At 29.7% G+C, this 22,999-nt stretch carries 17 protein-coding genes; 9 read left to right on the forward strand and 8 right to left on the reverse strand.

The window, feature by feature from the left end; all coding sequences use genetic code 11:
* Nucleotides 1–131 precede the first annotated feature (131 nt).
* A complete protein-coding gene (locus BTO04_RS09075; RefSeq protein ID WP_087564190.1) occupies nucleotides 132–1,445 on the forward strand; it encodes a pitrilysin family protein in 1,314 nt (437 codons plus the stop codon).
* A gap of 18 nt (nucleotides 1,446–1,463) precedes the next feature.
* Nucleotides 1,464–3,515, forward strand: coding sequence for a M16 family metallopeptidase (locus BTO04_RS09080; protein WP_368356220.1), 2,052 nt, complete (start codon nucleotides 1,464–1,466; stop codon nucleotides 3,513–3,515).
* A gap of 52 nt (nucleotides 3,516–3,567) precedes the next feature.
* On the opposite strand, the gene BTO04_RS09085 is transcribed toward BTO04_RS09080, so the two are convergent.
* A complete protein-coding gene (locus BTO04_RS09085; protein WP_087564192.1) occupies nucleotides 3,568–4,443 on the reverse strand; it encodes a DMT family transporter in 876 nt (291 codons plus the stop codon).
* 134 nt (nucleotides 4,444–4,577) lie between these two features.
* Between BTO04_RS09085 and BTO04_RS09090 the strand changes: the two genes are divergently transcribed.
* Entirely contained in the window at nucleotides 4,578–5,021 is a 444-nt protein-coding gene (locus BTO04_RS09090; protein ID WP_087565374.1) for a cation transporter, read from the forward strand.
* Nucleotides 5,022–5,093: 72 nt separating this feature from the next.
* On the opposite strand, the gene BTO04_RS09095 is transcribed toward BTO04_RS09090, so the two are convergent.
* On the reverse strand, nucleotides 5,094–7,055 hold the full coding sequence (locus BTO04_RS09095; RefSeq protein ID WP_087564193.1) for a hypothetical protein: 1,962 nt from the start codon (nucleotides 7,053–7,055) through the stop codon (nucleotides 5,094–5,096).
* Between the two features lie 128 nt (nucleotides 7,056–7,183).
* Nucleotides 7,184–9,934, reverse strand: a complete 2,751-nt coding sequence (locus BTO04_RS09100) for a TonB-dependent receptor (protein ID WP_087564194.1) — start codon at nucleotides 9,932–9,934, stop codon at nucleotides 7,184–7,186.
* Nucleotides 9,935–10,272: 338 nt separating this feature from the next.
* Here BTO04_RS09100 and BTO04_RS09105 point away from each other — a divergent pair, with 338 nt between their 5' ends.
* A complete protein-coding gene (locus BTO04_RS09105) occupies nucleotides 10,273–11,481 on the forward strand; it encodes a porin (RefSeq protein ID WP_087564195.1) in 1,209 nt (402 codons plus the stop codon).
* A gap of 75 nt (nucleotides 11,482–11,556) precedes the next feature.
* Nucleotides 11,557–13,836 carry an inorganic phosphate transporter gene (locus BTO04_RS09110; protein WP_087564196.1) on the forward strand — a complete coding sequence of 760 codons (2,280 nt, stop codon included), beginning with the start codon at nucleotides 11,557–11,559 and terminating at the stop codon, nucleotides 13,834–13,836.
* Nucleotides 13,837–13,911: 75 nt separating this feature from the next.
* Here BTO04_RS09110 and BTO04_RS09115 read toward each other — a convergent pair whose 3' ends face one another.
* The 3 genes from BTO04_RS09115 to BTO04_RS15535 form a co-directional block, all read right to left on the reverse strand.
* A complete protein-coding gene (locus BTO04_RS09115; protein WP_087564197.1) occupies nucleotides 13,912–16,110 on the reverse strand; it encodes a patatin-like phospholipase family protein in 2,199 nt (732 codons plus the stop codon).
* The gene (gene uvrC, locus BTO04_RS09120; protein ID WP_087564198.1) at nucleotides 16,107–17,903 is read right to left on the reverse strand and encodes an excinuclease ABC subunit UvrC; all 1,797 of its coding nucleotides are present in this window, start codon (nucleotides 17,901–17,903) and stop codon (nucleotides 16,107–16,109) included. The genes BTO04_RS09115 and uvrC overlap by 4 nt, the downstream gene beginning before the upstream one ends.
* Before the next feature lie 431 nt (nucleotides 17,904–18,334).
* Nucleotides 18,335–18,616 carry a signal peptidase II gene (locus BTO04_RS15535; protein WP_232455880.1) on the reverse strand — a complete coding sequence of 94 codons (282 nt, stop codon included), beginning with the start codon at nucleotides 18,614–18,616 and terminating at the stop codon, nucleotides 18,335–18,337.
* Between the two features lie 175 nt (nucleotides 18,617–18,791).
* Between BTO04_RS15535 and BTO04_RS09130 the strand changes: the two genes are divergently transcribed.
* On the forward strand, nucleotides 18,792–19,427 hold the full coding sequence (locus BTO04_RS09130; RefSeq protein WP_232455881.1) for a phage tail protein: 636 nt from the start codon (nucleotides 18,792–18,794) through the stop codon (nucleotides 19,425–19,427).
* A 170-nt stretch (nucleotides 19,428–19,597) separates the two neighbouring features.
* Nucleotides 19,598–19,777 carry a hypothetical protein gene (locus BTO04_RS09135; protein ID WP_087564199.1) on the forward strand — a complete coding sequence of 60 codons (180 nt, stop codon included), beginning with the start codon at nucleotides 19,598–19,600 and terminating at the stop codon, nucleotides 19,775–19,777.
* A gap of 176 nt (nucleotides 19,778–19,953) precedes the next feature.
* Here the strand turns inward: BTO04_RS09135 and BTO04_RS09140 are convergent, their stop codons facing one another.
* Nucleotides 19,954–20,190 carry a hypothetical protein gene (locus BTO04_RS09140; RefSeq protein ID WP_087564200.1) on the reverse strand — a complete coding sequence of 79 codons (237 nt, stop codon included), beginning with the start codon at nucleotides 20,188–20,190 and terminating at the stop codon, nucleotides 19,954–19,956.
* Between the two features lie 91 nt (nucleotides 20,191–20,281).
* Here BTO04_RS09140 and BTO04_RS09145 point away from each other — a divergent pair, with 91 nt between their 5' ends.
* Together BTO04_RS09145 and BTO04_RS15350 are read left to right on the forward strand one after the other, a co-directional pair.
* Entirely contained in the window at nucleotides 20,282–21,580 is a 1,299-nt protein-coding gene (locus tag BTO04_RS09145) for a T9SS type A sorting domain-containing protein (RefSeq protein WP_087564201.1), read from the forward strand.
* A 26-nt stretch (nucleotides 21,581–21,606) separates the two neighbouring features.
* Nucleotides 21,607–21,783 (forward strand): hypothetical protein, encoded by a 177-nt coding sequence (locus BTO04_RS15350; RefSeq protein ID WP_198342048.1) that lies wholly within the window; start codon nucleotides 21,607–21,609, stop codon nucleotides 21,781–21,783.
* Between the two features lie 567 nt (nucleotides 21,784–22,350).
* Here BTO04_RS15350 and BTO04_RS09150 read toward each other — a convergent pair.
* Nucleotides 22,351–22,968, reverse strand: coding sequence for a lipoprotein signal peptidase (locus BTO04_RS09150; protein WP_087564202.1), 618 nt, complete (start codon nucleotides 22,966–22,968; stop codon nucleotides 22,351–22,353).
* Between the last annotated feature and the right edge of the window lie 31 nt (nucleotides 22,969–22,999).

Here is a 22,999-nt window from a genome sequence, read left to right on the forward strand (position 1 = left end):
CTTTTTTAACATATTTTTTATTAAAATCTTTTTATTTTTGGAACTACTGCAGTCTTATTTCCTTTTTATTGTAACAAATTTAATAAGACAGCGTCCAACATATTATCTATTATTAATTAAAAACAAAGTCAATGAAAAAAAGTATTTTATCTCTTACTTCAGCGGTGTTATTTGTGTTTTCTACAAACGCACAAAAAGTTGAATTTGAAGAGTACAATTTAGATAACGGTATGCACGTTATCTTACATCAAGATAATTCTGCTCCAGTTGTTACTACTTCTGTAATGTATCACGTGGGTGCAAAAGATGAACAACCAGACAGAACAGGAATGGCTCACTTTTTTGAGCACTTACTTTTTGAAGGAACTCAAAATATTGGAAAAGGAGAATGGTTTAAAATTGTTTCATCAAACGGAGGCAGAAATAATGCAAACACAACTGATGATAGAACTTACTATTATGAAATCTTTCCTTCAAACAAATTAGAGCTTGGTTTATGGATGGAATCTGAAAGGTTATTACATCCAATTATTAAACAAGGAGGTGTAGATACTCAAAATGAAGTTGTAAAAGAGGAAAAAAGATTACGAGTAGATAATCAACCTTACTCTCGATTTTTAGAATATGTTAAAGTTAACATGTTTAAGAAACACCCTTATAAAGGAACTACAATTGGTAAAATGAAGCATTTAGATGATGCTACTTTAAAAGAGTTTTTAGCATTTAATAAAAAATTCTATGTCCCAAACAATGCTACTTTAGTTGTTGCTGGTGATATTGATGTAAATGCTACAAAAAAAATGATTCAAGACTATTTTGGACCTATTCCAAGGGGTGAAAATATTATTAGAACGAACATAAAAGAAGATCCAATAACGGAACAAATGAATGCTAAGGGATATGACCCAAACATTCAAATTCCTGCAGTTATGGCTGCTTATAGAACTCCGTCTATGAAAACTAGAGATTCAAGAATTTTAGATATGATTTCTTCCTATTTAAGTTCTGGTAAAAGTTCTGTGATGTATAAAAAATTAGTGGATACTAAAAAAATGGCTTTACAAGCTGGTGCAATTAATTTAAGTCAAGAAGATTACGGAACCTATATTTTATATGCTTTGCCACAAGGAGAAACAAAATTAAAAGACCTTGTTAAAGAAATTGATGAAGAGATTGTAACATTACAATCTGATTTAATTTCTGAAAAAAACTATCAAAAACTACAAAATAAGTTCGAGAATAATTTTGTGAATTCAAACTCAAGTGTAGAGGGAGTTGCAAATTCTTTAGCGCGTTACAATGTTTTGTATGGTGATACAAATTTAATTAATACAGAAATTGATATTTACAGATCAATCACTAAAGAAGAGATTAGAGAAGTTGCAAAAAAATATCTAAATCCAAATCAGCGATTAATTTTAGAATATTTACCAGAAAAAAAATAATTTATAAAGACATTTAAAATGATGAAAACAAAGATTTTATCGCTAATAGCAATTATAACATTATCTTTTGCTGGAAGTGCACAAATAGACAGAAGTAAAATGCCTAAACCAGGACCAGATCCGGTTGTAAAATTAGGAAAAGCAAAAACATTTACTTTAAAAAACGGACTAAAAGTAATTATGGTAGAAAACCATAAATTACCTAGAGCATCAGCAAATTTAACAATTGATAATAAGCCTTATTTTGAAGGAGATATTGCTGGAGTTTCTGGAATGATGGGAAGTCTTTTAGGAAGAGGTACTAAAAATATTACTAAAGACGAATTTAACGAACAAGTAGATTTCTTAGGAGCAAATGTAAGTTTTAGAAGCTCAGGAGCATATGCTACTTCTTTAAAAAGATATTTTCCAGAAATTTTAGGTTTAATGGCAGATGGAGTAAAAAATTCTCAATTTACTCAAGAAGAGTTTGACAAGGAAGTTAAGGTTACTTTAGATAATTTAAAATCTGGTGAAAAAGATGTAAAATCTATTGCTAGAAGAGTTGAAAATGCATTGACTTTTGGTAAAAATCATCCTTCAGGAGAATTCACAACAAAAGAAACCATTAACAAAATCAACTTAGATGATGTAAAAAATAATTTCAATACCTATTATAAACCTAACAATGCTTACTTAGTAATTGTTGGAGATATTAATATTAAAGAGACTAAAAAGTTAGTAAAGAAATTATTTAGTGATTGGGAAAAAGGAAATATTCCTGTTTTTGATATTGCGAAACCAGAAAATGTTTCTACTACAGAAATCAATTTTATAAATATGCCAAATGCTGTTCAATCAGAAATTGCTGTAATCAACAATATCGATTTAAAATTAGGAGATAAGGATTACTACGCGGCATTAATGGCAAGTAATATTCTTGGTGGTGGTGGAACCGCACGTTTATTCATGAATTTACGTGAAGATAAAGGGTATACTTATGGTTCTTATTCTAGCTTAAGACAAAGCAGAACTGCAGCAACTTTTAGAGCTTCAGCAAGTGTACGTAATGTGGTTACAGATAGTTCTGTTGTAGAAATTCAAAAAGAAATTAACAGAATTCGTTATCAACCAGTTTCAGCAGAAGAGTTAAAAAACTCTAAAGAAGAGTATATTGGTGGTTTTGTTATGGATGTTCAAAAACCAGCTACTGCAGCTAGTTTTGCTTTAAATATTGCACGTTATAATTTACCTGAAGATTTTTATGCCAACTACATAGAGAATATTAATACTGTTACTTTAGATGATTTACAGAACGCAGCAATAAAATATTTTAAAGCCGATAAAGCTAGAATTATAATTACAGGGAAAGGAATAGATGTTCTTAATAACCTTGAAAAAGGAGATTATGTAATTAAATATTTTGATAAAGAAGGAAATGCAACTGTAAAACCAGCAATGACTTTACCAATTCCTGAAGGAATGACTGCTGCAAATGTTGTTGATAAATATATTGATGCAATTGGTGGTATCGATAAAGTAGCAGCTATAAAAACTACAATGATGGTTGCAAATGCAACTGTGCAAGGAACCCCTTTAATTCTTACAACTAAAGCGTCTTCTCCTAACAAAAAATCTTCTGTAATTTCTGCTATGGGACAAACGTTTCAAAAAACTGTTTTTGATGGTGAAAAAGGATACTCAGAATCTAGAGGACAACGACAAGATTTAGCTGGGGAAGATTTAGAAAAATCTAAAATAGAAAACTCAATTCTTAGTGATTTAAGTTATAAAGAAGGAAAACTTCTAAGAATAGAACCTTTAGACGGTAAAAACATGATTGTTTTAAAACATGGAAGTACAGAGGTTTTCTATGATATGGAATCTGGTTTAAAAATAAAATCCATTAACGTTGTTAAAACTCCAGATGGTAAAGAAACACAAGTGCCAACTATTTTTTCTGATTATAAAGAAGTAAACGGAGTAAAATTTCCGCATTCAATCGGTCAAAAAATGGGTCCAATGGATATAAATTTTACAATCACAGAAATAAAAATTAACGAAGGAGTTTCTGACGAAGATTTTAAATAATCTATCCTTTTTTTTAAAATATTAAAATCCGTAACTAAAGTTGCGGATTTTTTTATTTCGATTTATTTACCAAATAAACTCCAAAAAGAATTATTATTCCACCAAAAACCTGAAGCATACTCAATTTTTCTCCATCTAATACTCCCCAAAAAATGGCCACTAATGGAATTAAATACGTTACAGAAGATGAAAAAACTGGATCTGAAATATGCACTAATTTATTATAAATAGTTTTTGCAATCCCAGTACCTACAACAGATAAAACAACTAAATAACCAAGAGATTGCATTAAAATTTCATTTTCAGAATCAAACGTTTTAAAAAAATCAGTACACCCTAAAACAATAGTTGCTGGTATAATCAACAATAAAAAATTACCTGTTGTAATTGCCAAAGCATCTAAATCATACAAATATTTTTTTATCATATTCGCATTAAAAGCATAACCTACAGAGGCAATAATAATCAATAATGCATACCAATAATTTTGATTCGGATTTAAATCGGCTCCTTTTAATATTAAAATGGAAGTACCTACTAAACCTATGAGAATACCATATAATTGCCTTTTCTTAAAATAAAAACCAAAAACAATTGCACCAAAAATTAAAGTATTAAAAGGTGTAAATGAATTTAAAATAGATACAATGGAACTATCTATAGTTGTAATTGCAAAAGCAAATAGAAAACCAGGTATAAATGTACCTGCGAGTGCAGTATAAACAATATATTTCCAATGTCTTTTTTTAATTTTTTTAATTGAAGGAAAAGCTACAGAGAGTAAAAAAATAGCTGTAAAAATCATTCTTAAAGCACCCAATTGAACTGGCGTTACACCTAAAAGTGCTTTCTTCATTAAGATAAAAGAACTACCCCAAACGATCGAAAGAATAATAAGGTAAAACCACTTTTGTTGTTGATTATTCATTTTTATAAAAATATTTTGCAAAAATCCGATAAAACTTTAAAAGTCAGCTCTTTTATTAATAAATTTGTATTATTATTTAATAAATGACTTTCATAGAGGGTTTTTGTGAAAAATTAAAGATTAAATCTATTTATATGAAGACTAAAAAAATATTATTTTCTGTTGCTATTGCTTTTTTTATACTAGTAGGATGTAAAAATGAAGCGAAAAAAGAAACCCTACCTGTTAATAAGCAAAGTACTTCTTTAGCTATTTCTGGAATGACTTGTGAAATTGGTTGTGCTAAAACTATTCAATCTAAATTATCTAAAAAAGAAGGTGTTTTAGATGCTAAAGTTGTTTTTACAGACAGTATTGCAAATATTGAATTTGATGCAAATAAAACTTCTAAAAAAGACCTAATAGCTTTTGTTGATGGAATTGCTGGTGGTGACTTGTACAAAGCTTCTGAAGCTTCTAAAAAATTACATGCTTGTTCAGATTCTTGTAAAAAAGAATGTCAAGTTAAAAAAGGCGAGAAAAAACAATGTAAAGCAGATTGTAAAATGGCGTGTTGTGCTAATAAAGTAACAAAATAGCTCTTTTTCTTATAAAACAAAAAAAGCAGGCTTTAAGCCTGCTTTTTTTTTTGTTTTCATTGTATTTAAGTATTATAGGCCTGCACTCTTCCAAGTCCAAGTAGAAATATCTACTTTAGTTCCTGTTTTGTAATCTGCAGTAGTTGAAGCAGCAACTCCATCTATAATTACATTCTCTAAAGGACCCTCATTTTTCATGTCAATGTTATCATCATAACCTTCTAACCAAATATTATTAATAGTAGCTCCAGATTCTAATTTAAATTGCAAAGCTGTACCACCAACAGTAGAAATAGCTGTTAAATTCTCAAATTGCGGATTGTTATTTATTTTATCTCCTTCAAAAGCCGTAGAAAAACCATCAAGTGTGTGAGAAATATAAGTATTAGTTACTTTACCATTCCATCCTTCAGTCCAATCTACAGAATCATCTGCATTATTTTCTAAATAAATATTTGTAACAGAAACCGTTCCTCCAAAGAATTCAACACCATCATCTTTACCATTTATAACAGAAACATTTTCTACAGTTGTACCAGATCCAACAGCGTAAAAAGAAACACCATTATATTGAGATTCTGTGTTAATCTGAGCACCTGTTCCTTTTATTACTAAATATTTAATAGCACCAGAACTGTCTGCATCATTTGTACCACCGTAAATAAAACCACCTACCTCAGCTTCAGCATCAACACCTGCAGTTGTTGTAGCATCACCACAGATTGTTAAACCACCCCAATCTCCAGGGTTAGAATCAACAGAAGACATTACTACTGGTTCTGTTGCTGTTCCTTGAACATCTATTTTTCCTCCTTTTAAAACAGCAATATATACATCTGTTCCACCAGCTTCAACTTCAATTTTTGTTCCTGCAGGAATAACTAATTCACCTCCAGATTTTACGATATAAGAAGATTTTAATACATATTTTATAGAAGCATCTAGAGTAACTTTACTAGCTATAGTACCTTGTAAAGGTAAGGTTGTTATAGAAACACTAGAATTTACCCAGCTAAAATCTGCTGCAGTTACAGTAGCTGTACTTGTATAAGATAATGAAGGATCTGCAGCAGCACCATCTATAATAACATTTGCTAAAGGTCCATCATTTTTCATATCTATTGATGTATCATAACCCGTTAAAGATAAACCTGTTATTGTTGCTCCAGACTCTAATTTAAATTGTAAAGCAGTACCACCTACAGTAGAAATTGCAGTAATATTATTAAATTTTGGATTTCCATTTACTTTATCTCCTTCAAAAACAGTTGAGAAACCACTTAGAGTATGAGAAATATAAGCATTATCTACAGTTCCATTCCAACCTTCAGTCCAATCTATAGAATCATCTGCATTGTTTTCTAAGAATAAGTTACTTACAGAAACTGTACCTCCAAAAAACTCAATACCATCATCTTTACCATTAATTACGGCAACATTATTAATTGTTGTTCCAGAACCAACGGCATACAAAGAAACTCCATTGTATTGAGATTCTGTATTAATTTGAGCTCCGGTTCCTTTAATTACTAAGTAGCTAATAGATCCAGAATTATCTGTATCATTAGTACCACCGTAAATAAAACCACCAACTTCAGCTTCAGCATTCACTCCAGCAGTTGTTGTTGCATCTCCACAGATTGTTAAACCTCCCCAATCTCCAGCATTACCAGAAGCAGAAGACATAAATACTGGGTTAGAAGAAGTTCCTTGAACATTTATTTTTCCTCCTTTTAATACTGCAATAAAAACTTCAACTCCTCCATTTATTGCTTGAATTCTTGTTCCTGCAGGTATTGTTAATGTTGCTCCGGATTCAATAATAAATGAAGAATTTAAATTATAAATTTGATTCGAATTTAATGTAAAATCCTCATCAAGGTTACCACTCATTATTCCAGAATTTAAGTTTTCAACAACTAGAGAAGAAGGTGCTGGTATAATAATAGGATCATCGCTACCACAATTTGTTAGCATTAAAGCAGCGATAGAAAATACTGCTATGTTTAAAGTTTTAAAAATTGATTTTTTCATTTTAAGTTTGTATGTTATTAATTTTATACAAAGAAATTGACTTATTCTTTACTTTTCTTTACCTAAACATTAATAGTATGTTAGGTTTTACAACTATTTTACTGTTTTGTTAAGGAATGGTTAATTGATTAAAAAGTGTATTTAAAACTTAAGCTTAACTGGCTTCCTTTTTTATAAGACAACACGGTTTCATTTATTTCAACAGCAGAAGCGATACTTTTTACAAACTGTGTCTGCTTAATATCTGGGTTCAATAAATTTCTACCAACTAGTTTTACACTTAGATTTTTTGATAATTCTTTACTCATTACAAAATCTAGAGATACAAATCCTTTTTCTACAATTTCACTATTATAAAAAACATCGCTATTAGCTTTAGATTCTGGAGATCCTAAAGCAAATATTTTATCTGATGAGTAGTTACCTGTTAAAGTTGCTACAAATTCTTTTTCTTTTTTATCGCCAAAACTTAAAGAGCCGTTTGCAATAAAATCAGAAGCACCTTGTAAACCAGATGCTGTAATTCCATTATATTGGAAGTCTTCTAATAAATCTTGTTCCATCCACATTTTAGTAATGTTTGCTGTTAAGTTTAGAATTCCTTCGTCATCATTATTCTTAATTAAATCTGTTCTAGCTTCTATTTCAAATCCGTAAATAGTTGCTTCTTTACCTGTATTGGAATACGCAAAATAACCAGAAGACCCTCTAATTTGAGAAAAGTTAATTGGGTTTTTAATTAGTTTATGAAAACCCGTTACAGAAAACAATTGACCTCTTTGTGGAAAAATTTCCCATTTTAAATCAAAATTATATATTTCTGATTTTTCTAAATCTGGATTCCCTTTTGTAACACGACCTCTAGGAGAAACATATTCAAATGGTGCTAGCTCTTTAAATTCTGGTAATGTTTGTGTACTACTTGAAGCAAAACGTAAATATTGGTTTTCACTTAATTCATATTTTAAATTAATACTTGGGTAAAGACGCTCATACGTTTTATTTACAGTGCCAATTCTTCCAACATAGTTACCAACATCCCAAATAACACTTATTTCATCTCTTTCAAAACGCAATCCTAAATTACCTGATAATTTATTATCTAGGCTAAAATCAAAATTAACAAACCCAGCAATTACATTTAAGTCTGCATTATACCTATCTGCAGTTCCTACATTTAATTTTAACCCGTTATTAAAACCTTCAGAAGTAAATGTTGATGATAAATTATCTATAGAAGTTGCTGTGAAATCCTGGGCATCAACACCAATAAATAAAGATTTAAAAGTTCTTTCTTTATGTCTAAAATTTAATCCGTAGTTTAATGAATAAGGTTTGTTTTCATCTTTATTATTAGCTCCTAAAGCCCATTTGTTTTCTACAAACGCATTGTATTCTGAATCTTGAATTTTTTGACTAGATTTTCTTTGTTGAAAATCTCCAACGTGAGCGTATTGTATTTCATCAGAAGATGTAATATCTAAAATATTTACTTCATTTCTAATTCTATTAGGTTCTTCTGCTAAAACAAAGTTGTAACCTCCAGCCCAATTTAAAGTATTGTTTTCATTCCATTTATGCTCCCCTAACAATTGATTGATAAAAAGAGAAGTTTGTTTAAAGTTCTGGTCTCTTACAAATGCACCTGTTTCTTGCGGATCTTGATCAAAAACAAAACCTAAGCCATTTCTACCTTGCTCATATAATTCATCTACTCCTTTATTAACATAAAGAGTATTGTATTTAATTTTATTATTATCATTCAATCTTAATTTAACATTTATATATCCTGTTGTATTAGAATTAGATCTATAAAGTTCAGTATCTGTAAAACTATTATTTATTTCATTAGTTCTAAATCTTTTAAAATCTCCTTTATAATATGTAAAAGATTTAGCGTGCGAACCTGTTACAAAAACAGCTACGTCTTTTCCAAAAACTTCAAATTTTCTTCCTGCAGAAAAAGACCCATTAAAATCTATTGGACTAGTTATTGTCTCTGTGTCCCAACCTTGATATGTAATTAAATTTTGAAGGGCATATTGTTTTTTATGAAAACCTAAAGAAACATCATTATTAATAACTGTTGTTCTAAAATCATCCGATAGGTTTAACACGTTTGTATTTGAACCTCCAGAAACAGCTATAGAATATTCATTTTTACTAAACTCTTTAGTATTTACATCTACATTACCAGATCCTTGATCTGCATAACTAGAAGTAGTATATGTTTTACTTATTCCAATATTTTTAATAACATTAGTAGAAAATAAGTTCAAATTAATATTCTTATTAGCCACATCGTCAGAAGGAATTGGCAAACCATTCATAGTAGTAGATAAATATCGATCTCCTAAACCTCTAATGTAAATATCTCCAGATCCTTCACTTTTTGTAACTCCAGAGATTTTAGTAGTCGCATTTGCTGCATTAGAAACACCTACTTTAGCTAATGTTTGAGCGCCAATACTTTCTTTTATAACTACAGCTTTCTTTTGATCTAGTAACAATGCAGATGCAGACTCTTTAGTTGAAGATGATTTTACAACAATCTCATCTAAAAAAACACCTTCTTCAGCAGACATTAACTGATTTATAGTTAAAACCCCACCTTCTTTTATTGTAAAAGGTTTCTCTATTGATTTATATCCTAAAAAACTAAAAACAATAACATGGTTACCAGCAGCTACTTTTAAACTGTAGTTACCGTCAAAATCTGTAGTTGTACCAATAGTTGTTCCTTTAATTTGAACATTTGCAAAAGGCAAAGACTCATTATTTGTTTCTTTATCAGTTAACAATCCTTTTAAAGTTCCTCTATCTTGGGCAGCAATAAACTGGCTTAAAGCTAAAAAAGTAATAAATAAAAATTTCTTCATTTTATATGTATAATTTACAATTGCAAAAGTCTCGCGGAATTGTAAATTCTATGTTAGTTTAAAATTATGCTTGTATTACAGAAACATTAACTAAAAGTTAAATCGAAAAAATAGTTAACAATTTTTTAATTTATAGGGCACATTAACTTTATATATCAGTTAGATATTTGTGTTAATCTTTAAAGATTAATTGTCATCATAAACATATTAGTTTTTGTCGACTTATTTTATATGACAAACTGCCTTTAGCTAAGGCAGTTTTTTTGTTTTATTAATACTGTGTTAACATTTAATTAACATAATTACAAGTACTTTGTCACCGACAAAAACTAATAATTATGAAATTTCCTATACTACAAAATGTAGTTATTTTATCCTGTATGCTTGCTTTTTTAAGTATAAGTGCGCAAGAAACAAATGCACCAAAATTTGGAAAAGGTTTGTTTAACTTACTAGGTAAAGACAGTACTTTTACGATGAAAGTTGGACTACGATTTCAAACGCTTGCAACATCTCAATGGGATGTAATTAATGGGCTTTCTAACCCAGAATCTTCAATGATGATTAGAAGATCTCGTTTAAAGTTTGATGGTTGGGCTTTTTCTCCTAAACTTAAATATAAATTAGAATTAGGTTTATCTAATAGAGATCAATCTGGTGCTTCTGAGTATACAAGTAATGCTCCAAGATATATTTTAGACGCTGTTTTAAAATGGAATTTCTCAGGTAATTTTGTTTTATGGTTTGGACAAACGAAACTACCAGGAAACAGAGAACGTGTAATTTCTTCTGCCAACTTACAACAAGTAGATCGTTCTTTATTAAATAGTAGGTTTAATATTGATAGAGATATAGGAATGCAATTAAGACACCATTTTAACCTTTCTGATACTTTTATTGTAAAAGAAATTTTTTCTATCGCTCAAGGTGAAGGAAGAAATATAACGAAGGGAAATGTTGGTGGACATCAATATACAACAAGAGTTGAATTATTGCCTTTTGGTAATTTTGCAAGCAAAGGAGATTATAAAGGAAGTGATTTAAAATTTGAAGAAAAACCAAAGTTAGCGCTTGGGGTTGCTTATGACTTTAATAATAATGCTTCTAAAACAAGAAGTAATCAAGGTTCATATATGTTAAATGATACTGGTTTTTATTCTACTAATATCTCCACACTTTTTTTAGATGCAATGTATAAACATAAAGGATTTTCTTTTATGGCAGAATATGCAGATAGAGATGCCGAAGATCCTTTAGCTAAAAATTCTGACGGAACTTTAACAGGAGATGAAGTACAAGTTGGTACAGGTTTAAATTTACAAACAGGGTATTTATTGTCTAAAACTGTAGAAGTTTCTGCACGTTACACAAACATAACTTTAGATAAAAGCATTACTGGTAAAGGCGCAGAAAATCAATACACTCTAGGATTGTCTAAATATATTGCTGGTCATAGTTTAAAAGTACAAACCGATTTAAGTTATACTGATATCGGCTTTAAAACAAATGAATTATTATTTAGATTACAAGTAGACATTCACTTTTAATAAAAATTAACATAACATAAACGTAACATTCGCAACTTTTTCTAGTTGTAAATTTGCAAAACTAAATTTTAAATTATGGATAATATTTATTTACTTATTTTAATTGCTATAACTGTATTAGCTGTTGCTGATATAATTGTAGGTGTAAGTAACGATGCAATTAACTTTTTAAATTCTGCAATAGGATCTAAAGCGCTATCTCTTAGAACTATTATGATCGTTGCTAGTTTAGGTATCTTTATAGGTGCTGTTTTTTCAAGTGGAATGATGGAAGTTGCAAGAAAAGGTATCTTTGTTCCTGCTCAATTTGAGTTTGGGGAAATCATGCTAATTTTTATGGCTGTAATGATAACAGACATATTATTACTAGATTTTTTTAATACGCTAGGTCTACCAACATCAACGACAGTTTCAATTGTTTTTAATTTATTAGGAGCTGCCGTAGTAATGTCCTTAATAAAAATTAGTCATTCAGAAACGGAGACTCTTGCAGACTTAGGAAATTATATAAATACGGCAAAAGCAATTGAAATTATAACAGGAATTCTACTTTCTGTAGTAATTGCTTTCTCTGTTGGTGCATTTGTTCAATGGATTTCTAGACTTATATTTACTTTTAATTATGAAAAAAGAATAAATAATTTTGGTGTACTTTTTGGTGGTGTTGCATTAACTGCAATTACCTATTTCATCTTTCTTAAAGGTTTAAAAGGAACACCATATTATAAAGAATTAAAAAGTGTATTAGATGGAAATGAAATCTATATTATTATAGGAAGTTTTGTCTTCTGGACTTTGTTTTCATTTATATTTGAGAAACTAACTAAAAAAACGGTGCTACTTGTAGTTATTGCAGTTGGAACTTTTGGATTAGCGCTAGCATTTTCAGGAAATGATTTAGTGAATTTTATTGGTGTACCAATGGCAGCATATCATTCATACGAAGCATGGATTGCTGGAGGAATGGATTCGACGATGTCTATGGCTGTTTTAGAGAAAAAAGTACCTGCTGAACCTTTTTTACTATTTATTGCAGGAACAATAATGGTGCTTACACTATGGTTTTCTAAAAAAGCAAAAACAGTTGCAGAAACAGAAATAAGCCTTTCACGTCAAGGTGAAACGCATGAAAAATTTGAACCTAATCAACTTTCAAGAACTGTTGTAAAAGTTACTTCACAATTGTCTAATTATTTTTCTGCTATTATACCCTCTTCAATTAGCGAACGCTTAGGGAAGAGTTTTGAAAAACCAAATTTTACAATGAGTAAGAACCAAAGTATTGAAGCTCCTGCTTTTGATATGATTCGTGCTTCTGTAAATTTAATGGTGGCTGGTGTTTTAATTGCCATTGCAACTTCTATGAAGTTACCTTTATCAACTACTTACGTTACTTTTATGGTGGCAATGGGAACTTCTTTAGCTGATAGAGCTTGGGGAAGAGAAAGTGCTGTATATAGAGTCGCTGGAGTTTTAAACGTAATTGGTGGTTGGTTTGGAACTGCAATAGGAGCTTTTATTGCAGCAGGAATTGTTGTCTTCTTAATTAACTTTAACCCAAGTGTTATCATACCAATTTTACTTTTATTAACTGTAATTTTATTATATAGAAACTACAAATCTCATAAAACAAAATCAACAAAAACTGTAGATGAAGATAGTTTAAGTGAAGCGGAAGGTAGCTCTGTTCAAGGTGTTATTCATGAAAGTGCAAAAAACATTTCTAAAGTAGTTAAACGTACTAATAAAATTTATTCTAATACTATAGAAGGTTTAGCAAAACAAGAAATATCAATCCTTAAAAAGAGTAAAAATCAAGTTGTAAAACTTTCAGATGAAATTGATGATTTAAGAGATAATATCACTTATTTTATTAAAAATCTTGATGCATCTAGTTTACAAGCAAGTGGCTTTTACATTAATATTTTAGGATCCTTACAAGACATGTCTCAATCTTTAGAATATATCTCTAAAATAAGTTACAGACACATTAATAACAACCATAAGCAATTAAAACCAGGTCAAATTAAAGAGCTTAAAGAGATTGTAGATAAGCTTGAAGTTTTATTTACTGATATTGAAAAAGCATTTAAATCGGAATCATTTGAAGAAATTGGCGTTATCTTAAATGAAAAGAAAGTGGTTTATAATTTGTTAAATGAAAAAATCGAAAAACAAATTGAGCGCACTCGTTCAGAAGAATCAAGTCCAAAAAACACAACTTTGCACTTTGGTTTACTTTTAGAAACAAAAGATTTAGTTGATGCAACTATGAATCTTTTAGAAGAGTATCATAACTCTTTTGATAGTTCAATTGAGCCTGCAACGATTAGTGTTACAAAAGAAAATAAATAACACAAACACAATAATTTTATTAAAAAAACCATGAATTAGCTTTCATGGTTTTTTGTTTTTACTATGCTATTTTATTTAAAACCAAAACCCTAAATTAAATAACCAATAATTTTGATTATTGTCTGGAGACCAACTATATTTTAATTCTACAGGTCCTAAAAAACCATTAAAACTATACCCAATTGCATATCCAGATTTTATGTTTTTAAATACATCAATATCTCTAAAAACATTATCATCTAATCTTCCATAATTGGCAATAAAAGTAGTGTAATGATTTCCTGATAAATGATACTTTAAATTAAATTCAGATTTAAAAAAAGAGTTGTCAGACAATTCTGCAAAATCATAACCATAAAAAGAAATAAAAGTATTTATGTAGTTTTTATTATAACCTCCTAAATAAAAATCAAAAACATCTGAATTAGCATCATTGAATACAAACCCTGCTTCGTTTGTATTTTGAAAAGTTAATTTACCCCAAAATGTTGTTGCGAACCCTAAGGTTCCTTTTCCTTGTAAAAAAGGTTTAAAATCATTGTTATGATCAGAAGATGCTATATACCATTTTGCATTTAAATCTGCAAAATATCCTTTTGTAGGAAAATTTCTATCATCATAAGTATCTAACTTTAAATACCCAAAAGCATTAAAATAATTACTATTATCAAAAATTGTTTCTTCATTATTAGATAAAATTGTTTCCGTTGTAGCTTTTACATGTTTATGTTCTAGCCCCAAACCTATGGCAAACTTTCTATCAAAAGTAGTTTGTATAAAAAATTGATTTGTTATATCTGTGTATTTTAAATTGATATTACTAATATTTGGAAACGAAGAAACTATGGGGTTGAATTTTGAATTTGCTCTAAAATGATTATACCTAGACCTTAAACCATAACTTATATAAAAACCATTATCTACAAAATAATTTAGATTATATCTTAAATTGTCTCCCAGGATCATATCTAAAGAAAACAAATCATTATTTACTAATAAATGCTTTTGACTGTAGTTTGCCAAAACACCAGATTTGTATAATAAATCATAATGAACACCTAAATTTAAATTTGCATTTTCATTAGATTCCTTTAAAAGAAAACTTAATTTGTAAGAATTATCTTTCTTCTTTATAAAAGAATATTCTATTCTATCATAATTTTTTGTAGCAGATAATAAATAAATCTTTTTTGTAATTTCTTTACTAGAAAGACTGTCTCCTTCTCTAATTTTTAATTTACCTAAAACAAAAGCCCTCGTATAATTTTTAAATCCCTTAATATCTATTTCAGAAATAAGGTGTTCTTTATTAATAAATCCTATAAGCGATCTCTTCTTTTTATATTTTTGCTTTAGTGCAATTTCTTTAAAAATAGCACTAAATTTTGCTGCCTCTTCTATTCCAATTTGTAAAATTTTATTTTTTTTATCAAAGGCTACAACATTATAATCTGTGATGTCTGGATGAATATAAACATCTAACTTTTTTTTCTCTTTTTTGGTTACATCATACATTTGATAACTAACAATCTGATTCATTATAGAAACAACAGAGTTTAGTTTTTCTTTCTGATACAGTTTTCCTTCTACATCTACACCAATTACAATATCAATTCCTTTAGATTTCATAATACTTACAGGAAAATTGTTAGCAATTCCGCCATCTACAAGTAATTTATCATCTAAAATAACAGGGTTTAATAGTGTAGGAAAAGAACCGCTTGCTCTTAAAGCTAATGGAAGTGAACCTTTTTCTAGTAAAACAACGCCTCCGTTTTCTACATCTGTTGCAATACAGAAAAAGGGAGTTGGTAGTTTACCAAAATCTTCAATTTCTGCTACAGGCTCTAATAATTCTAATAAAAAATTTAATACATTTTGTCCTTTAGAAACTGCTCTTGGCAAACCAATAGCGGTATTTTTAACGGGAAGTGAAATTGCTGTGTTTTCACCAAATTCTCTTTCAAAAAAGGTCTCTGAACTTCTTGGTAGCTTATCTCTTATCATTGATATAAAATCTGTTTCAATAATAATTTTCTCTAACTGATCCCCAGAATAACCCGCAGCATACAAACCCCCAATGATTGCGCCCATACTTGTACCACCAATATAATCTAATTGAATACCGGCTTTGTCAATTTCTTTTAAAACACCAACATGAGCAAACCCTTTTGCGCCTCCTCCACTTAAAACTAAACCAATTTTTGGTTGTTTTTCTTGAGAAAAAAGAAAAAGTGGTAAAAAAAGTAGTAAAAAAAATATTTTTATTTTCATTGTTTTTTTGGGTGATAATAGTTGAACACTTTTAAAGCTCTAGCGGTACCAATTTCTGATTTTAAATCTTCAAAAGAGGCTTCTTTTACGCGTTTAGCCGACTTAAATTTACGTAATAAAGTGGTAATAGTTTGGGTACCTACATCCGTAATTTGTTCTAATTCAGATTGTATTGCACTTTTACTACGTTTATTTCTATGAAAAGTGATTCCAAATCTGTGCGCTTCATTTCTTAAATATTGCGTAATCTTTAAAGTTTCAGACTTTTTATCTAAATACATTGGTATTGGATCTCCTGGGTAATAAATTTCTTCCAATCTTTTTGCTATTCCAATAATTGCAATTTTTCCTCGCAATCCTAGATCATCTAAGGCTTTTAAGCCAGAAGATAACTGTCCTTTTCCACCATCAACAATAATTAATTGTGGTAGAGGCTCATCTTCTTCTAACAGTCTTTTATATCTTCTATAAACAACCTCTTCCATAGATGCAAAATCATCTGGCCCTTCAACAGTTTTAATATTATAGTGTCTGTAGTCTTTTTTACTTGGTTTACCGTCTTTAAAAACAACACAAGCAGCAACAGGGTGTGTTCCTTGAATATTAGAATTATCAAAACATTCTATATGTCTTGGTTCTACATGCAAACGCAAATCCTTCTTCATTTGCGCCATAATTCTTTTTACATGCCTGTCTGGATCAACAATTTGTACTTGCTTAAATTGCTCCATTCTGTAATACTTTGCATTTCTTTCAGAGAGCTCTACAATCCGCTTTTTATCACCCAACTTAGGCACAATAACTTTAACATTCTCTCCTAAATTCACTTTAAAAGGAACATAAATTTCTGGTGAAATTGAATTAAATCGTTGCCTGATTTCAACAATAAATAATTCTAAAATTTCTTTGTCTGTTTCATCCAGTTTTTTCTTGACTTCAGTTGTATGGGATTGAATAATTGAACCATTTGAAATTTTAAGAAAATTTACATAACCGTGCGTTTCATCAGAAATAACAGAAAATACATCCACATTGTTTATAGATGGGTTTATAATAGTAGATTTTGATTGGTAATTACTTAAAAGCTGTAATTTTTCTTTAATTTTTTGCGCTTCTTCAAACTCCATATTTGCTGCAAAATCTAGCATCATTTCATTAAACCTCTCTAAACTTTCTTTAAAATTTCCCTTAATAATATTCCTAATTTCTACAATGGCATTGTTATAATGACCCTCGGTTTCTAAGGCTTCACAAGCTCCTTTACAGTTTTTTAAATGATATTCTAAACACACTTTATATTTTCCTTCACTAATATTTTGCGCACTCAAATCATAATTACAAGTTCTTAACGGGTAAACTTCTTTAATTAAATCTAACAGAACTCTTACTGTTTTTATACTTGTATAAGGCCCAAAATACTCTGAGCCATCTTTTATAACCCTACGTGTCATAAAAATTCTAGGAAAACGTTCTTTTTTTATACAAATCCAAGGATACGTTTTATCATCTTTTAATAAAATATTATACCGAGGCCTGTGTTTTTTTATAAGGTTGTTTTCTAATAATAAAGCATCTGTTTCTGTTTCTACAACAATGTGTTTTATACTTACAATTTTTGTTACTAAAACTTTGGTTTTGCCATTGTCATGTGTTTTTGAGAAATAAGAGGAAACCCTTTTCTTTAAGTTTTTTGCTTTACCTATATAAATAATTACCTCATTTTTATCAAAATACTGGTAAACACCAGGTTCATTTGGTAACGTTTTTACTTGAAGTTCTAAGGGTGTGGACATACAACGAAAATACACTTTTTTTTAAACACTCAATAAAGCAAAACAGCTAAAAATTGGGCTAAAGAACGGAGAGAAACTGAATCTACTTAAAACAAATATAAATGACTATAGCGCATTTAATATTCCTAAATCTATTTTAGTACATGTTTTAAAAGAAGACATACCAAGTGTTAGAGCGTATATTGGTATAGCAATATTTATATGCCCTGTTACTGGCTAAAAATCCAACTAAGAAAACAACAATATATTTTAGAAAACGCAGAACACTCTTTTAAATGTTCTCTAAAGATAATAAAAAATTATTTTTCTTCTTTAGGAAAAGCTTGTTTGCTAAAAATAAAAAGCAACGCAACAACAACACTAATAAAAGCATCTGCAGGGTTAAAAATATATTGAAAAAAAGTAAAAGGTTATCCACCTACAAAAGGAAATCAATCTGGTAAATTTCCATGCCAAAAAGGAAAATAAAACATAGCAACTACTTTTCTGTGTAATAATTCTCCGTAAGGTTTTTCTGCAAAAAGCGTTGCTACTTTGTGATCTGAATAATCAAAAATAACACCATAAAAAATAGCATCTATAATAGTACCAACTGCGCCAGAAAAAATAAGAGAAATTGCAATAATTACAGCATTGTGTACTATTCTTTTTATATGCTGAGCTAGCCAATAAATAATACCAGAAACAGTAACCAATCTAAAGAAGATAAACAAATTTAGGGGTGGTAGAGTGCATATTTATGACACTAAATATCTAAAAAAGCATTAATTAAAAACAGGTATTTATACGTATAACAACAAGTATTTATACTTGATTTTAAAATATTTATTAGCGTTAGATTTGAATTCTAACATTAGTAGTTATGAAAAATAAACAAAAAAAAATATTATGATGAAACAAAAAATGAAAATTTTAATGCTCTTTGTTATTTGTGCGATGTCAAATTTTGATGGACAAGCACAGGAGGGGTTTTTGGGTGAAGTTAGATTATTTGCAGGAAATTTTACTCCAAGAGGATGGGCTATTTGTAATGGTCAGATAATAGCGATTAGTAACAACCAGGCGCTGTACTCTATCCTAGGAACCACATATGGTGGAGATGGTAGAACTACTTTTGCATTGCCAGATCTGCAAGGTAGAGTTGCTGTAGGCCAAGGAACCGGGCCAGGGTTATCTCAATATAGAGAAGGACAACAAGGAGGGACGGAAACAAACAGATTAAGCACTGCTCAGTTACCAGCTCATAGCCATGACGCAGCTGGTGTAATTAAGGCATCTAATTCTAATGCTACTACAAAGGAACCAGCTGGAAATTATTTTGCTTCTAGTATATACACTATCAATAGAGGAAACCTTGAAGATGTACTTTCTTATGGTGCTACTTCAGATGTAGAGATGAATGCCAACGCAATTGATGTTACAGTAGGCAATACTGGTGGTAGTCAATCAGTTGAAAATCGTCAACCTTATTTAGCAATGAATTATATTATTTGTCTTAGTGGAACTTACCCTGCAAGAAACTAATTTCGCTTGTAAAAAACATTTTTTTTAATGCTCTAAGCATTAAAAAATTTATGATTTCCATCAGTAAAATCTGACCATAAAACATTGTTTTTTTCTTTTCAAAAAAACAGAATTTAGGTTAACAATTGCCTACATTTACAACCGAATTAACCCAAAATCTGCCAATAATTATGAAACAAAATTCCTTTTTTAAAAAAATAATATTTATAACACTTTTTTCCCCTTTATTAACACATTCACAAGTAAGTATTGATTTTAATGATCTACCTTATTTCGACAATCAAACAATTGGAAAAACGGTTGACATTGCAGGATTTAGATTTACAATAAATAGTCCTAATAATGATTAAATTCAGTATGATACCAATCAGAATCCAGGTGGTTCTCCTGCTTTATATGATAATAATGCGGATGTCGGGGATATTACAGAATATAAGATTGAAAAAATAGACAATTCTAAATTTCAACTAAGAAGCATTTATTTACAAGATGCTGGATTTGGTAGTGAAGATGGCACTATTACAGCTTATAAAGATGGTGCTGCAGTAGGCGGTGCAGCACTTATAACTTTTAATGGTACAATAACACTATCTAGCAATCCTAATTTTAATAACATAGATGAAATTAGAATAAATGCTGTTGATATCAATTTTTTTCTAGACGATCTAATATATGTTATTAACAATACATGGCATGGATCTACAGATAATAATTGGGATACTTCATCAAACTGGTCTGCAAATTCAGTTCCCGTAAGTTCCACTATAATTACAATACCAAGTGGGTTAACAAACTACCCTACAGCTGGCTCTGCTTTAACATTTAATAGTTTAACAATTAATTCTGGAGCTTCAATGATTGCTCAATCTACAGTGATTGGTGATGTTACCTATAATTTAGCAATACCTGATACCAACTGGCATTTAGTAGCTTCGCCAGTTGTTGGAGAAACTTATGATGATGCTTGGATTACTGCCAACGCTATTGCTTCAGGTTCAGTAACAGGAACAAATAGAGGTATTTCTACTTATGATAATGGAACACCAGATGCAACAACGCAACATTGGAGATATTTCCAAGCTAGTGCTGCCGCTGCTAACTTTAATGCTGGTATTGGATATTCTAATAAAAGAACAAGTACTGGTAACTATAGTTTTACAGGAACCTTCCCAACGACGGCTGTTTCTCCTGCTATTTCTCAAAATGATAAAAATGATAACCTTTTAGGAAACCCTTATCCATCTTATTTAGATATTGCTGCTTTTATTACTGCTAATACTGCCAATATGACTCCAACTCATCAAGCAGTCTATGTTTGGAATGGTGCTACATACACCAACTTAACAACAGGGTATATTCATCCAGGGCAAGCATTTTTCATTAATTCTAATGTAGCTTCTGGCACTGCTTCTATTACAGAAGCTATGCAGAGTCATAATACAGGTTCTTTCTATAGAACTAATAACCCAACAATTAATTTGACACTTTCTAATGGAGCTTCTTCTAAAGAAGCTACAATTAATTATTTAGATGGAAAAACTATTGGATTAGATCCAAGATTTGATATAGGAGTGTTTAAAGGTGTTGCTTCTGACTTAAGTGTCTTTACACAATTAATTGAAGGACATCAAGAAGTTGCTTTTGAAACACAAGCATTACCAAATACAGATTTAGAAATAATGATTGTTCCTGTGGGAGTGAACGCAAATGCTAATGAAGAACTTACATTCTCTTTAAATGCTTTAAACTTTACTTCTGATCTAAAAATATTTTTAGAAGATAGCGTAACAAATACCTTTATACGTTTAGATGAAGCAAATAGTACTTATAAAATTACTACAACTGAAGCTTTAAACGGAATTGGAAGATTTTATATACATACCTCTAAAAGTTCTTTAGATGTAAAAGATATTTCTTTAGAAAATGTTAGTGTCTTTAAAACCGATGCGAGTACTTTAAGAATTGCCGGCTTGCAAAATAATACTAAAACCAATGTTACTTTATTTAACCTTTTAGGAAAACAGGTATTAAACACCTCTTTTCAATCTAATGGAGTAAAAGATATTTCTTTACCAAAATTAGCCACAGGTGTTTATGTTGTCAAAATTAAGACTGGTAAAGGGAAATTAAGTAAGAAAATAGTATTAGAATAATAACGATAATTTTAAGACAAAATAGTATGAAAAACACAAAAAATACTCAAGATATTCCTCAAGAAATTACGCGTAAACAAGCAATTAAAAAGATAGGAAACTATGGTAAATATGCAGCTTTAACTGCATTAGGAACCTATCTAATACTGAGTCCACAAAAAGCACAAGCGGCTTCTCCAGAGGCACCAGGAACTGGGTTTTAAGAAACGAGAATTAGGAATACTTATTAAAAGACTGTCAAATTAATTTTTGATAGTCTTTTTTTATTAACAAAAACACTTCTTTAAATTAGTAAGAAAATTAGAATTCCTAGTATTTAAAACTTGCCAATTGTAAACTGCAGATAATTGATATATTTTAGATAATTCTTCTTTAGAAAAACATTAAACAGACTTTGTTGTAAATCGAAATATTTTATATCATCATAAGAAAAAGCACCTTCTTGAGTAGGCATTTTATTGGTAATGATTTTCTTGCCAACAGAATCTATTTAAATTTCTAGTTCAGACAAATTATAACCAACCTCAACCTTTGCATATACTGTAACTATGGCTTTTTTATCAAAAGAAAGATAATTGTAAAAATCTTTTTTAGAATCTGTATAATTATAACCTTAAGAAAAAATGCCTTCTAAAACAAACTACTTGTATTTCTTCTTGTAAATTCTTTTCATATCAAAAATTGGTAATAAAACCGGACTAAGAAAACAATAAATATATTTTAGAAAACGCATAACTACCTTTTAAAGGTTCTCTAAAGATAGTAAAAGATTATTTTTCGGTTGGTTTTTCTTCTTTAGGAAAAGCTTGTTTGCTAAAAATAAAAAGCAACGCAACACCAACACTAATAAAAGCATCTGCAGGATTAAAAATATATTGAAAAAAAGTAAAAGGTTCTCCACCTACAAAAGGAAACCAATCTGGTAAATTTCCATTCCAAAAAGGAAAATAAAACATATCAACTACTTTTCCGTGTAATAATTCTCCGTAAGGTTTTTCTGCAAAAAGCTTTGCTACTTTGTGATCTGAAGAATCAAAAATAACACCATAAAAAACAGAATCTATAATATTACCAACTGCGCCAGAAAAAATAAGAGAAATTGCAATAATTACAGCATTGTGTACTTTTCTTTTTATATTCTGAGCTAGCCAATAAATAATACCAGAAACAGCAACTAATCTAAAGACAGTTAAAAAAAGTTTTCCTCCTTTACCGCCAAACTCAAAGCCCATTGCCATTCCGTTGTTTTCTGTAAAATGGATAATAAACCAGTCAAAAACTTTTACTTCTTCTCCTAGAACAAAATGTGTTTTTACATAGATTTTTATTACCTGATCTAAAATAATTGCTACTAATATGGTAAGAATTGCAAGATTCTTTTTTGACATTTTTTTAAAATTTGTGTTCACAAAAATAACA

This window comes from Polaribacter sp. SA4-10 (genome assembly GCF_002163835.1).
Classification (GTDB): Bacteria; Bacteroidota; Bacteroidia; order Flavobacteriales; family Flavobacteriaceae; genus Polaribacter.